Below are 13982 nucleotides of genomic sequence, written 5' to 3'. Positions count from 1 at the left end.
TGCCCATTCGGGTGACATTTGCGTGGTTTTCCGGTATTCTGAAACAACTTTGTTCAAAGTTGTTTTTGTTTGTGGCCCGGAGAGTTTTTCATGTTTCGCTTTTTCCTCGGCGCAGTTGTTTTTTGCGCCACCCCTGCAGTTTCAGACGTCTGGACTTTTGAAACCCCATCCGAAAACATTCAGTGTTCAGTGGGAGAAAGCGCGGATTCATCGGACATCCAGTGCACGATTATTGAAAAATACGGCCCGCCTGCGATGCCGCGCCCCGCGAATTGTCAAACTGACTGGGGGCATGATTTCCTGATGTTCGATACCGGCCCAGTGGAAATGCTGTGCCAGCCGCTGAACCGGAACCAGGACGGATTCGACCGTGCGGAATACGGTGTCACCGGTCGGTTCGGAGGATTCACCTGCGCCTCTTCCACGAAAGGTCTGGAATGTCGCAACCGGGACGGCCACGGGTTTTTTCTGTCTCGGGCGATGCAGCGGGTGTTCTGACCCTGAATTTGCGCATTGCATATTCATGTCGCACTAATTTCGGTGGATATGTCCCCGGGACATCTTGCAGTCCCGAAAACCTCGGTTCATGCTGCGACACATTACATGGCGGTAAGGTTGAAAAAGGGCGATGAGGCCCCACCTTTATCGTCCAAGACAGGAGATGGCCGGATGTTGCCTCGATGAGGGACAAGCGCCATCTTGCCAACGATAAGGATAGAGCATGCAAGAGCCTCTGAACTCCTCATACCCCGTTCTGCCGCTGCGCGATATTGTGGTGTTCCCGCATATGATCGTGCCGCTCTTCGTGGGCCGAGACAAATCCGTCCGCGCGCTGGAAGAGGTCATGCAGGACGACAAGCAAATTCTGTTGTCCAGCCAGATTGATCCGGGCGTCGATGACCCGGATGAGGACGGTATTTACCGGTCCGGCGTCCTGGCCAATGTGCTGCAACTGCTGAAACTGCCCGACGGCACCGTCAAAGTGCTTGTCGAAGGACAGGCGCGCGTGCAGATCACCGAGTTTCTTGAAAACGAAGAGTTTTTCGAAGCACGGGCGGAATATCTGACCGAGATTCCGGGTGACGTCACCACGACTGAAGCCCTGTTGCGCACCGTCGCGGACGAGTTCGAACGCTATGCCAAGGTGCGCAAGAACATCCCTGAAGAAGCGCTGACGGCCGTGGGTGAAACCACCGAGCCGGCAAAACTGGCCGACCTTGTGTCGGGCCATCTGGGCATCGAGGTCGAACAAAAGCAGGATCTGCTGGAAACACTCAGCGTCAGCGAGCGGCTTGAAAAAGTCTATGGTCTGATGCAGGGCGAAATGTCGGTCTTGCAGGTTGAGAAAAAGATCAAGACCCGCGTCAAATCCCAGATGGAGAAGACGCAGCGCGAGTATTATCTGAATGAGCAGATGAAAGCCATTCAGAAAGAGCTTGGCGATGGTGAGGACGGCGCGAATGAGATCGCCGAACTGGAAGCCAAGATCGCCGAGACCAAGCTGTCGAAGGAAGCGCGCGAGAAGGCGGAAGGCGAGCTGAAGAAGCTCAAGAACATGTCGCCCATGTCGGCCGAAGCAACCGTGGTGCGCAATTATCTGGATTGGATTCTGTCTTTGCCGTGGGGCACCAAATCCCGCGTCAAAAAGGACTTGGCGCGCGCGCAGGACATTCTGGACGCCGATCACTATGGCCTTGAGAAGGTCAAAGAGCGGATCGTTGAATATCTGGCCGTTCAGCAGCGTTCGAGAAAGCTGAAAGGCCCGATCATGTGCCTCGTGGGCCCTCCGGGCGTGGGTAAGACCTCGCTTGGTAAGTCCGTTGCGCGGGCGACCGGGCGCGAGTTCATTCGTATCAGCCTGGGTGGTGTGCGCGACGAATCCGAGATCCGCGGCCACCGCCGGACCTATATCGGTTCGATGCCCGGCAAGATCATTCAGGCGCTGAAAAAGGCGAAAACCACGAACCCGCTCATTCTGCTCGATGAGATCGACAAGATGGGGCAGGATTTCCGTGGTGATCCGGCTTCGGCGATGCTGGAAGTGTTGGACCCGGAACAAAACAGCACGTTCATGGATCACTACCTTGAGGTCGAATATGACCTGTCCAATGTGATGTTCCTGACCACGTCCAACAGCTACAACATGCCAGGGCCACTGCTGGACCGGATGGAGATCATTCCTCTGGCCGGCTATACCGAGGATGAAAAGCGCGAGATCGCCAAGCAACACCTGATCGCCAAACAGGTCAAAAACCACGGTCTGAAAGACAAGGAATTTGAACTGACCGACGAGGCGCTGACCGCGATCATCCGGTTCTACACCCGCGAAGCCGGCGTGCGGAACCTCGAGCGTGAAATCGCCAAAGTGGCACGGAAGGCGCTGACCAAGATCATCAAGAAAGAGGCGGAATCCGTTACGGTCACGCCTGAGAACCTGGATGAGTTCCTGGGTGTGCCGAAATTCCGTTACGGTCTGGCCGAGCAGGACGATCAGGTCGGTGTCGTGACCGGTTTGGCCTGGACCTCGGTGGGGGGCGATCTGCTGCATATCGAGGCGCTGAAGTTGCCCGGTAAGGGTCGGATGAAGACAACCGGCAAGCTGGGCGATGTGATGAAAGAATCCATCGATGCGGCATCGTCTTATGTGCGGTCGATTTCTCCGAAGATCGGAGTGAAGCCGCCGCAGTTCGACAAGATCGACATCCACGTGCACGTGCCCGATGGCGCAACGCCCAAGGATGGTCCGTCGGCTGGTCTGGCGATGGTGACTTCGATTGTCTCGGTTCTGACAGGTATTCCTGTTCGTAAGGACATCGCCATGACGGGCGAGGTCTCGTTGCGCGGGAACGCAATGCCAATTGGCGGCTTGAAAGAGAAACTGCTGGCTGCGTTGCGCGGTGGTATCAAGACGGTCCTGATCCCGGAAGAAAACGAAAAGGACCTGGCGGATATTCCGGACAATGTGAAGGAAGGCTTGAAGATCATCCCGGTCAAGCACGTCTCGGAGGTTCTTGAGCATTCTCTGGTTCGTACACCGGAACCGGTTGAATGGGACGAAGCCGCCGAGGAGGCCGCCGCCGCCGCAGCAGCCTCGTCAGAGGCGACGGGACCCTCGGCCACGGCACATTAAGCAGATTGAGCGAATGAAAAAGGCGGGGCGAATACCCCGCCTTTTTTACAATCCAATGACCGGTTGCTTTGGATCAAGTATTTCTTCTTCCGCTATGTATTCCTTGAACTTTTTAGGTGGCAGAGCCGAACGAACGGCAAGTACGAATATGATCGACGAAAACAGGATGCAAAGCAGAAGGTCCCACCCAAACGGGATCTGCTTCAACGATCCGGCTCCGAATTGCCCAAGGAATGAGATCAACCCAAGACCTGAGAAATAAGGCACAAGCCACAGGGCTTCGGTAACGTCCATTTCGTCCAAACGTCCCCGGAACCGGATCAGCAACAGAATACTGCCGACAATCAGCGCGATGCCAAGCCGCCAGACCGTGTCCCATCCGCTCCAATAGACGATCAGCGTGGCGATGGCGAAAGCGGACAGCGCGACAAGACGCACGGCCGGTATTCGGATCGATCTGGGATGATCTGGCAACAGGTTTCTCAGGCAAACCACGGCTATTGGCCCGACGGCAAATGACAAGACGATGGCTGCACCGTTCAGGGCAATGACGGTGGTAAAAGGTACTGTCAGCATGAAAACCGTTCCGATCAGAAAGTTCAGCGCCAGCGCCCACAGCGGAACCCCGAATGACGACAATGTCTGCAACCGTCTGGGCAGGAAACCGTTTTTTGAAAGGGCGAGGGCGATACGGGCGTTCGACCCGGTTGCGACCAGCCCGTTGCCAAAGGGGCCTATCACGGATCCGACATTCAGCAGGCTCAGAAACCAGACCAGCCCGACAGACATGATGATGGCGTCCAGTGGTCCTTCGCCCCCAAAGCTCAACTGTGCCCATCCTTTGGACAGCATGGATGGGTCCAGCGCACCGATGAAGGCCACTTGCAGACCAAGGTAGATGAAGGCGCAAAGAACAATCGACAACACCAATGCGGCCGGAATCGCGAACTTTGGATTTCGAACTTCACCAGCCATATCAACCACATGGCGAAAGCCAATGAATGAAAAAATAACGCCCCCGGTTGAAACGGCGGCCATGATACCCTGCGCGCCGTAGGGCGCAAACCCTTCCGGTTGCGTGAAGTTCTCGATGTTGAACCGGCTTGCGACAAGAACAACCGACAGGACAACAGGGATGGCGATCTTGGCCCAGGTCAGCGCTGCATTGACGCGCGTAAAGAACTTGACCCCAAGCGCATTCACCGCGACGAACAGCAGCATGAAAACCAGCGCGACGAAAACACCCGCCCCGGTCAAGCCACCTGTCTCGGCCGTATGCAACCAAGGCGCATACGGCGCCAGGTATTTCAGCATGGCTTCGACTTCGATGGGTGCTGTGGTGTTGTAGCCGATCCAGGCAGTCCATCCCATGGCCATCGAAACGATGTTGCCATGCGAAAAATGTGGCACGCGCGCGATCCCTCCGGGAATGGGCAGCATGGCGGAAATCTCTGCGAAGGTGATGGCCAATATGAACATGGCAACCGCGCCGATTATCCACGAGATCGTGGCCGCAGGCCCGGCATGCTGAACCGCCAGAAGAGGGCCGAACAACCAGCCCGAACCGATGATTCCTCCGACTGAAATGAAGGTCAGTCCCAGCAGGCCGATGTCGCGCTTCAACCCCGCCATGTTGATCTCAGCCTTTGTGTGTGGCCTGTTTTCGGGCCAAATAGGGCACGATAGCCGCCGAACGCGCGACATGGCAAGCCCGCTGGTTCCAAGCGAAAATCCGAAAAGGGGGTGGTGGGTGATAAGAGATTTGAACTCCTGACATCTTCGATGTGAACGAAGCGCTCTACCACTGAGCTAATCACCCATGACACGCGGTCATATCTTCCCCGGGGGTGCGCTGCAAGCGAAATTGAACAATTCGCGAGGGCAAAAAACAGCGGGCAAACAAAAAACTGGATTCTGACAAAAAACTGCAAAACGCCGCTTGACGCTGCCCGAGCGTGGCCATAATACACCCAAACGTTCAGCAATGAACATGCAGCGGGCGGTTGTAGCTCAGTTGGTTAGAGTACCGGCCTGTCACGCCGGGGGTCGCGGGTTCGAGCCCCGTCAACCGCGCCATCGCTGCCAACCTTGGTCCAGGATAAAGGCCATGAAATAGATGCGCGGTTGTAGCTCAGTTGGTTAGAGTACCGGCCTGTCACGCCGGGGGTCGCGGGTTCGAGCCCCGTCAACCGCGCCATTTTCTTTTCAAAACCATCGGTCCGCCAGATAGCCAGGCATTGCGCTGTACGATTCCATGCCCATGGTTTGATTTGGTCGGCGAAAACCTGTACGTTCACTAAATGTTCTAACTTTTCTGTTGGAGACTCGGGCAAGCTCGCCTATCTCTAAACCACTTGTTTGTTGGGGGCCGGAAATGGCTGAGCTGAAGAATATAGAGGTGCGCGGCGCGCGCGAGCATAACCTCAAGGGCATTGATGTCGATATCCCTCGGGATCAGTTGGTGGTGATCACCGGGCTGTCCGGTTCGGGCAAGTCGTCGCTGGCGTTCGACACGATTTATGCCGAAGGTCAGCGCCGCTATGTCGAAAGCCTGTCCGCCTATGCGCGGCAGTTTCTCGACATGATGGAAAAGCCCGATGTTGACCATATCAGTGGACTGTCTCCGGCGATCTCCATTGAACAGAAAACGACCTCGAAGAACCCGCGATCAACCGTGGGAACCGTCACCGAGATTTATGATTACCTGCGCCTGCTGTTCGCGCGCGCAGGTACGCCGTACAGCCCGGCCACCGGCCAGCCGATCGAGGCGCAGCAGGTGCAGGACATGGTCGACCGCATCATGACGATGGAGGAGGGCACGCGGGGTTTTCTGCTGGCTCCAATCGTGCGCGACCGGAAAGGTGAGTACCGGAAGGAATTTCTGGAACTGCGCAAGCAGGGGTTCCAGCGTGTGAAGGTGGATGGCCAATTCTACGAACTGGACGAGCCCCCGACATTGGACAAGAAGTTCCGCCATGACATTGACGTGGTCGTTGACCGGATCGTCGTGCGCGAGGGGACGGAGACCCGCCTTGCCGACAGCCTGCGCACCGCGTTGGACCTGGCCGATGGCATCGCGATTCTGGAAACCGCGCCACGGGAAGGGGAGCCGGAACGTATTACCTTCAGCGAAAACTTTGCCTGCCCGGTCAGCGGTTTCACTATCCCCGAGATTGAACCACGCCTGTTTTCGTTCAATGCGCCATTCGGAGCCTGCCCGGATTGTGACGGGTTGGGGGTCGAGCTGTTCTTTGACGAGAGACTCGTGGTGCCGGATCAGACGCTGAAACTGTATGACGGGGCCCTGGCGCCATGGAGGAAAGGCAAGTCGCCGTATTTCCTTCAGACCATCGAAGCCATCGCGCGCCATTATGAGTTTGACAAGAACACGCCCTGGAAAGACCTGCCCGGCAAAGTGCAGCAGGTGTTCCTGCGGGGCTCTGGCGATGAGGAAATCCAGTTCCGCTATGACGAGGGCGGACGGGTGTACCAGGTTACGCGCAGTTTCGAGGGCGTGATTCCGAATATGGAACGGCGATATCGCGAAACTGACAGCGCGTGGATCCGTGAGGAATTCGAGAGGTACCAAAACAACCGTCCATGCGGCACCTGCGAAGGGTATCGTCTGCGCGCCGAAGCCTTGGCCGTGAAAATCGCCGGGCTGCATGTCGGTCAGGTGGTGCAAATGTCCATCCGCGAAGCGCTTGCCTGGATCGAGGATGCTCCGAACCATCTGAGCGCTCAGAAGAACGAGATCGCCCGGGCCATTCTGAAGGAAATCCGCGAGCGGTTGGGCTTCCTGAATAACGTTGGGTTGGAATACCTTACGCTGTCTCGTTCAAGTGGAACGCTGTCTGGCGGCGAAAGCCAGCGTATTCGTCTGGCCAGCCAGATCGGCTCGGGCCTGACCGGGGTTCTTTACGTATTGGACGAGCCCTCGATCGGCTTGCACCAGCGTGACAATGACCGGTTGCTTGGTACGCTCAAGAATCTGCGGGATCAGGGCAACACCGTGATTGTTGTCGAACATGACGAGGAAGCCATCCGCGAAGCCGATTATGTGTTCGACATTGGTCCCGGTGCGGGCGTGCATGGCGGGCAGGTGGTCAGCCACGGCACGCCCGAGCAGATCGCGGCCGATGCGGCCTCGATCACGGGGCAGTATCTGTCGGGCGTACGCGAGATTCCAGTGCCTGCCGAGCGGCGCAAGGGGAACAAGAAAAAGGTAACGGTGGTAAAGGCTTCGGGCAACAACCTCAAGAACGTGACGGCCGAGTTTCCCTTGGGCAAATTTGTTTGTGTCACGGGTGTATCTGGCGGCGGCAAGTCGACCCTGACGATTGAGACGTTGTTCAAGACCGCCTCGATGCGCCTGAATGGCGCGCGTCAAACGCCTGCGCCGTGTGAGACAATCAAGGGTTTGGAGCATCTGGACAAGGTCATCGATATCGACCAGCGCCCGATCGGGCGGACTCCGCGTTCGAATCCGGCAACCTATACCGGCGCCTTCACCCCAATCCGCGACTGGTTCGCCGGGCTGCCCGAGGCCAAGGCGCGGGGATACAAGCCGGGTCGTTTCAGCTTCAACGTCAAGGGCGGCCGCTGTGAGGCCTGTCAGGGCGACGGCGTCATCAAGATCGAGATGCACTTCCTTCCCGACGTCTATGTCACCTGCGAAACCTGCAAAGGCGCGCGGTACAATCGCGAAACGCTCGAGATCAAGTTCAAGGGCAAGTCCATTGCGGATGTGCTTGATATGACGGTGGAAGACGCGCAGGAGTTCTTCAAGGCCGTTCCATCAATCCGCGACAAGATGGATGCGCTGGCCCGCGTTGGTCTTGGCTATATCAAGGTTGGTCAACAGGCGACCACGCTTTCGGGTGGTGAGGCGCAGCGTGTAAAACTGTCCAAGGAACTGTCGAAACGGTCAACCGGGCGGACGCTTTATATCCTGGACGAACCGACCACGGGTCTGCATTTCGAAGATGTGCGCAAGCTGTTGGAAGTGCTTCATGAATTGGTCGATCAGGGCAATACCGTCGTGGTGATCGAGCATAATCTCGACGTGGTGAAAACCGCCGACCATATCATCGACATCGGGCCTGAAGGCGGCGACGGCGGTGGTGAGATCGTAGCCGTCGGAGCACCGGAAGAAATCGCTCAAGTCGAACGCAGCCATACCGGTAGGTATCTGAAAACCATGCTCAACCCGGATCGGGTGGCGGCGGAGTAGGCGGCTTCAGGCTGTCTTCGCTCCACCGCCTGTCCAATCTAGTTTTTCTTGGTTGGGCAGGTGCTGATGCCCAACACCGAGTATATCGGGCATGTATTCAGAAGACCCGTGACCAACGGCACGATGCCGATCCACATCCAGGTTCCGTATCCCAACAGAGCGCCCAGAATAAGCGCGATGCCTATTGCGATCCGAAGCGTTTTGTCGAGTCCACCCATGTTTTTGGTCATCACGTAAGAATCCTTTCCAATAGGTTGCACCCTTTGGATACCAAACATTCCGTGGGTGGAATATGACTTGGATCAACTTCGCCCACGCTTTTCAAACCGAGGCAGCATGGCGCTGAAATCGCGGCCCAGACCGTCCTCGTTTTCGACGAATTGCTCGTAAAGTGCAGTCGCGGCCTGTCCCATCGGTGTATCCGCATCCGCACTGGATGCGGCTTGTTGGCTGAGGCGCAGGTCCTTCAGCATCAACTCGGCTGCAAATCCAGGAGTATAGTCATTGTCGGCAGGGCTTTGCGGGCCAACGCCTGGGGCAGGGCAATAGGCGTTCATCGTCCAGCTGTACCCCGATGATGTGCTGACCACGTCGAACATCTTTTGGCGGTCAAGACCCAGTTTGTCGGCCAGGGCAAAGGCCTCGCACGTGGCGATCATGGTGACGCCGAGGATCATGTTGTTGCAAATCTTGGCGGCCTGGCCTGCTCCGGCTTCGCCGCAGTGAACCGCTTTCTGCCCCATGATGTCGAACAGAGGAGCAGCCTTTGCAAAGGCGGCTTCTGACCCGCCGGCCATGAATGTCAGGGTGCCACCTGCCGCGCCGCCGACACCCCCCGAAACCGGAGCGTCGACGAACAGCAGACCAGCGCCGCTGGCCTGTTCCGCGACTGCGCGTGCGCTGTCCACGTCAACTGTCGAGCAATCGATCAGCACAGCACCCTTCGCCATGGCGGGAATGATCTGATCCGCAACTGACCGCAGGATGGACCCATTCGGCAGCATGGTAATGACTGCATCGGCAGAGGCGACGGCTTCGGTCGCAGTACCGGCCTGCGTCACCCCGTCAACGGCAACGCCTGCCGTGTCGAATCCGAGAACCTGATGGCCGGCCTTTGCCAGATTGGCCGCCATGGGTGCCCCCATGTTTCCCAGCCCTATGAACCCGATCTGCATCTCTCAGTCCTCCTCGAATGTCAGGGTGTCCGCACCCAATGGCTGCAACAATTTCGAGACGGCCACCAGAGGGACGTCCATATCGGGAAACTGCCAGTTCGGGTTGCGGTCTTTGTCTATGATCTGCGCGCGGATGCCTTCCAGAAAGTCACCATGCTCCATCGCCCGGTGGGTAAAGCGGTATTCCATCTCCAACGCGCGCCGCATGGTCAGCGAGGGGCCACGCAGACGGTGCAGCATCTCGATCGTGCAGGCCACGGAAAGCGGCGCGTTTTTCGTTATTTTTTCCAGAGTTTTGTCTGCAAATTCCTGATCGTCATTGCGCAGGCTGATCAGGATGTCGCCCAGAGTTTCACCGGAAAAATGCTTGTCGATTTCGGTTTGCAACTCTGCCAATTCGCCCTTGGGTGGTGTTTCGGCATGATCGGCCACCAGTTCCGCATTTCCAGACGCTTCCAGCAATTCGATCAGATCAGACCATTGCGATTGCGGTATGAAATGGTCGGCAAACCCCGCAAAGATCGCGTCCGCAGGCCCCATTCTGAAGCCCGTGGTCCCAAGGAATTCACCCAGTCGCCCCGGTGCAAGGGCCAGCATCAAAGACCCGCCGACATCCGGAACCAAGCCAATCGAGCATTCCGGCATTGCAATCTTGGAGCTTTCTCCGACGACGCGGTGGCTGCCATGGCAGCCGATTCCGACACCTCCGCCCATGGTAAACCCCTGAAGAAAACTGATGACCGGTTTGGGATATTCGAAGATCAGGGCATTCAGACGATATTCATCGCGCCAGAACTTCTGACCATAGGCATAATCGCCCTTGGTGCCCGTTTCATAAAGTTCGGCGATGTCACCCCCCGCACAAAAGGCTTTTTCCCCCTCGGCGTCCAGAACGATCAGGTCAACGGCATCGTCTTCCCGCCAGTTGCGCATCGCCGTGTCGATGGCCATGCACATGTCATAGCTCAGCGCGTTCAGCGCATGAGGACGGGTCAGGGTGATGCGACCGGCACGGCCTGTGGTGCGGATTTCAATATCTGACATCGGGGCCTCAGCGATTGGCGAGCAACTGGCGTGAAACGATCACGCGCATAATCTCATTCGTGCCTTCCAAAATCTGATGCACGCGAAGATCGCGCACAAGCTTTTCGATGCCGTAATCCGCAAGATATCCGTACCCGCCATGCAGTTGCAGGCACTGATCCACCACCTTCGATCCAGTTTCGGTCACGAATTTCTTGGCCATGGCGCAGAATTTCGTGGCATCGGGCGCGCCGTTGTCCAGTTTCCACGCCGCCTGACGCAGGAAGGTGCGGGCGGCCTGCAATTCGATCTCCATATCCGCCAGACGGAACTGAAGCGCCTGGAACTGATCGATGGATTGGCCGAACGCCTTGCGCTCGGACATGTATTGCAGAGTCATATCAAGCCCGGCTTGGGCAGCCCCAAGAGAACAGGCCGCGATATTGAGCCGCCCGCCATCGAGGCCCATCATCGCGTATTTGAAGCCGTCGCCTTCGGTGCCCACGAGGTTGCCTGCGGGAATTTTGCAGTCGTCGAACTGAACCTGCGCGGTGGGTTGGCTTTTCCAGCCCATTTTCTGTTCCAGCGCCCCAAAGCTGAGCCCCGGCGTGCCGTCTTCGACATATACGGTCGAGATTCCCTTGGGCCCATCCTGACCGGTGCGTACCATGCAAACATAGGCATCCGAATAGCCACCGCCCGAGATGAACGCCTTGGTGCCATTCAACGTATAACCTTCGTTGGTCCGTTCGGCGCGGGTTTTCAGCGCCGCCGCGTCAGAGCCGGAACCGGGTTCCGTCAGGCAATAGCTCAGAACCGTATTCAGGCTCAGAACATCCGGCATGATGCGTGCCTTGAGGTCGTCATCCGCGAAATTGTCCAACATCTTGGCGCACATGTTGTGGATCGACAGGAAGGCAGCGACCGAAGGACAGGCCATCGACAGGGCCTCGAAAACCAGCGTGGCATCCAGGCGGGTCAGGTTTGAGCCTCCGCTTTCCTCGGATACGTAAAGCGCGCCGAAACCAAGTTCGCCTATCTGGGGCCACAAGGTTTTGGGAATGGTTCCGTCTGCCTCCCACTGGCGCGCAAAGGGGGCGATGTTTTCCTGCCCGAACGCGTGCGCCATGTCGAATATGGCTGTTTGCTCCTCGCTGAGTGCGAAATCCATGACGCTCCCTCCCGTCGGCAATGAATTGAACGGTTGTTTATTTCTGAATTCTTACAGAAATTTTGCAGGCGCAACAATGAGTCGGTTGAAACGGATCACAAGCCGGAAACGTTCAGAGATCGGCGTGAAACTCCTCGATCAGGTGGCGCACGACGGCTTGCCCCGGATCGTCCCCCCGCGCTGTTGCCTCGGCATGAATACGGCGTTGGCGCGTGGCAGAGGTGCCGTTTTCAGCAATCTGCCTGAGCCGTGCGAGTTCAGTCATCGTGCCAAGCGCTTCGGTGTCTTCAGCCAACAACCCCATGAGGTCGCCGATCAGTTCAGACATGGGCTTGACCGACCGGTCGCCGAAATCGATCAGCCCTTCACCCACTCCGTATCGTTGAGCGCGCCAGCGGTTTTCGCCGATCAGGAAACGATCATATTGCCGCCAGCGCAGGTTGCGGTCTTTCAGGCGGCACAGCATCCGGGTCAATGCCTGCACCAGTGCCGCCAAAGACAACGTGTGCTCCAGCCGGGGCTGAACATCCATGATCCGTGTTTCCAAAGTCGGGAAACGATGCGAAGGGCGCAGATCCCACCAGATCTTGGTGGTGTCTTCTATGACGCCAAGCTCGACCAGAATACCCGTGGTCCGTTCATACTCGCTCCAACTGGCAAAAACTGGCGGCAGCCCGGTGCGGGGCAGGTTGTCGAACACCGTCAGCCGGTATGAAGACAGGCCGGTATCCTCGCCGTTCCAGTAAGGCGAAGATGTGGACAGCGCCAGGAGATGCGGCAGAAAGTATGACAGTTGCGGCATCAGGTCGGCCCGAAGCGCAGGGTCTTCGACCCCAACATGAACATGCATCCCGCAGATCAGCATCCGCCGGGCAACGCCGCCGAGTGCGTGTTGCAACGCGTCATACCGTTCTTTCCGGGTGTGGTGTTGATCTTTCCAGTTGGCGAAGGGATGGCACGAGACGGCGATAGGGGACAGGTTGTATTCACCCGCCCGTTTCGACACGCATGACCGCAGCCGCTTCAGATCTTCGCGCGCTGAAGCGACCGTGGTGTGTGGTCTGGTTCCAACCTCTATCTGGCATTGCAGGAACTCGGGGCTGACCTGACCTTCGAAATCGCTTTGGCAGGCCGCCATCAACGCTTCGGGGGCTTCGGACAATTGCAGGCTGTCACGATCCACCAACAGGTATTCTTCTTCGATCCCGAGTGTAAATTCCTGCTGCATGGGGCCCCTCCCAGTTGTCAGTTCCATCAGTGAATACGGAAATTTTCGTTTTGCCAAGGGTTTGCCCGGCTTGCCCTTGCAGTGAAACGGTTTGCAACGGTAAGGAACACTGCATCACAGATCGCGGAGCCAGCGCCTTGAAACCCAGAAAATTCCCGAAGATCAACGCAGCCCTTGAAGAATTGGGGGTGAAACTGGTCGACAGAGTTACGGAACAGGATGAACGGGCGCGGCTGGAAGCCTTCGAAGCGGCAGGAGGGTTGACGCGCCCCGCCTATGCGTTGTCGCCGGGGATGGAGGGGTTCGACATCTCTCAACTTGTGGCGGAATACGAGCGTCACAAAACAGCCCTTGAGGCGCTGAAAGATCCCGCACGCAACCAGACCGGTTATCGTACCGGCAATGGTTACTATGACAGCCCGGATGCGGATGCGTTGTATCTGATGATCCGCCGCTTTCAGCCCAAACGCGTGATCGAGGTCGGATGCGGCAATTCCACCCGGGTGACCCGTCAGGGAATCATCGACGGCAATCTGGATACCACCATTACCGCTGTTGATCCGTACCCACGCGCCGATATCGCCCATGTGGTCGACCGGTTCGAACAGAAACGTCTTGAAGATACAGACCCGGCCCTGTTCGCAGAGCTGGAGGCCGGAGACATTCTGTTCATCGATTCCAGCCATGTTGTGCGGATGAGCAACGATGTCGCCCATCTGTTCTGCCGCATCATACCTTCGCTCAACACCGGCGTGGTGATCCACGTTCACGACGTGTTTTTGCCCTACGAATACCCCAAGCGCTTCTTCTATGACTGCCCAGGTTGGGGAGAGCAGTACGTGTTGCACAGCTTGCTTCAATCTGGCGCGTATTCAATGCTTTGGCCGGGATATTACCTGCAACAGGATCGGCCCGATGCCGTTGCCGCCTTGCCGTTCCTGGCCGAGGGGCGGGCGCAGAGCATCTGGGTGCAGCTCAAGGAAAACTGAAACCAGAGTGATCCATTGCGGCAAAAGCCCCGT

At 57.4% G+C, this 13982-nt stretch carries 10 protein-coding genes and 3 tRNA genes; 6 read left to right on the top strand and 7 right to left on the bottom strand.

What is annotated here, in order from left to right; genetic code table 11:
• The first annotated feature begins 90 nt into the window (after positions 1-90).
• Entirely contained in the window at positions 91-498 is a 408-nt protein-coding gene (locus tag ACR0DJ_RS07525; RefSeq protein WP_480684413.1) for a DUF6636 domain-containing protein, read from the top strand.
• Positions 499-721: 223 nt separating this feature from the next.
• On the top strand, positions 722-3130 hold the full coding sequence (gene lon, locus ACR0DJ_RS07520; protein ID WP_480684412.1) for an endopeptidase La: 2409 nt from the start codon (positions 722-724) through the stop codon (positions 3128-3130).
• Positions 3131-3175: 45 nt separating this feature from the next.
• Here the strand turns inward: lon and ACR0DJ_RS07515 are convergent, their stop codons facing one another.
• Both ACR0DJ_RS07515 and ACR0DJ_RS07510 read right to left on the bottom strand, forming a co-directional pair.
• The gene (locus ACR0DJ_RS07515; protein WP_480684411.1) at positions 3176-4762 is read right to left on the bottom strand and encodes an APC family permease; all 1587 of its coding nucleotides are present in this window, start codon (positions 4760-4762) and stop codon (positions 3176-3178) included.
• Between the two features lie 112 nt (positions 4763-4874).
• Positions 4875-4949 (bottom strand) — tRNA-Val (locus ACR0DJ_RS07510).
• A 180-nt stretch (positions 4950-5129) separates the two neighbouring features.
• Here ACR0DJ_RS07510 and ACR0DJ_RS07505 point away from each other — a divergent pair.
• The 3 genes from ACR0DJ_RS07505 (at position 5130) to uvrA (ending at position 8363) form a co-directional block, all read left to right on the top strand.
• Positions 5130-5206: transfer RNA gene (locus tag ACR0DJ_RS07505), tRNA-Asp, on the top strand.
• Between the two features lie 44 nt (positions 5207-5250).
• Positions 5251-5327 (top strand) — tRNA-Asp (locus ACR0DJ_RS07500).
• A 177-nt stretch (positions 5328-5504) separates the two neighbouring features.
• Positions 5505-8363 carry an excinuclease ABC subunit UvrA gene (uvrA, locus tag ACR0DJ_RS07495; RefSeq protein ID WP_480684409.1) on the top strand — a complete coding sequence of 953 codons (2859 nt, stop codon included), beginning with the start codon at positions 5505-5507 and terminating at the stop codon, positions 8361-8363.
• 38 nt (positions 8364-8401) lie between these two features.
• Here uvrA and ACR0DJ_RS07490 read toward each other — a convergent pair whose 3' ends face one another.
• The 5 genes from ACR0DJ_RS07490 to ACR0DJ_RS07470 form a co-directional block, all read right to left on the bottom strand.
• Positions 8402-8593 carry a YgaP family membrane protein gene (locus tag ACR0DJ_RS07490; RefSeq protein WP_480684408.1) on the bottom strand — a complete coding sequence of 64 codons (192 nt, stop codon included), beginning with the start codon at positions 8591-8593 and terminating at the stop codon, positions 8402-8404.
• 72 nt (positions 8594-8665) lie between these two features.
• Positions 8666-9538 (bottom strand): 3-hydroxyisobutyrate dehydrogenase, encoded by an 873-nt coding sequence (gene mmsB, locus ACR0DJ_RS07485; RefSeq protein WP_480684406.1) that lies wholly within the window; start codon positions 9536-9538, stop codon positions 8666-8668.
• A 3-nt stretch (positions 9539-9541) separates the two neighbouring features.
• Complete coding sequence (locus tag ACR0DJ_RS07480) at positions 9542-10582, bottom strand: enoyl-CoA hydratase/isomerase family protein (RefSeq protein WP_480684405.1); 1041 nt, start codon at positions 10580-10582, stop codon at positions 9542-9544.
• Positions 10583-10589: 7 nt separating this feature from the next.
• Positions 10590-11732 carry an acyl-CoA dehydrogenase family protein gene (locus ACR0DJ_RS07475; protein WP_171725308.1) on the bottom strand — a complete coding sequence of 381 codons (1143 nt, stop codon included), beginning with the start codon at positions 11730-11732 and terminating at the stop codon, positions 10590-10592.
• Between the two features lie 112 nt (positions 11733-11844).
• Positions 11845-12960, bottom strand: coding sequence for a carboxylate-amine ligase (locus ACR0DJ_RS07470; RefSeq protein WP_171725914.1), 1116 nt, complete (start codon positions 12958-12960; stop codon positions 11845-11847).
• A gap of 137 nt (positions 12961-13097) precedes the next feature.
• Here ACR0DJ_RS07470 and ACR0DJ_RS07465 point away from each other — a divergent pair, with 137 nt between their 5' ends.
• The gene (locus ACR0DJ_RS07465) at positions 13098-13949 is read left to right on the top strand and encodes a class I SAM-dependent methyltransferase (RefSeq protein WP_480684404.1); all 852 of its coding nucleotides are present in this window, start codon (positions 13098-13100) and stop codon (positions 13947-13949) included.
• The last annotated feature ends 33 nt before the right edge of the window (positions 13950-13982 follow it).

This window comes from Ruegeria sp. BF10 (assembly GCF_056538725.1).
Note: the sequence above shows the minus strand (reverse complement) of the source record. Positions and strands in the feature narration are given on the sequence as shown.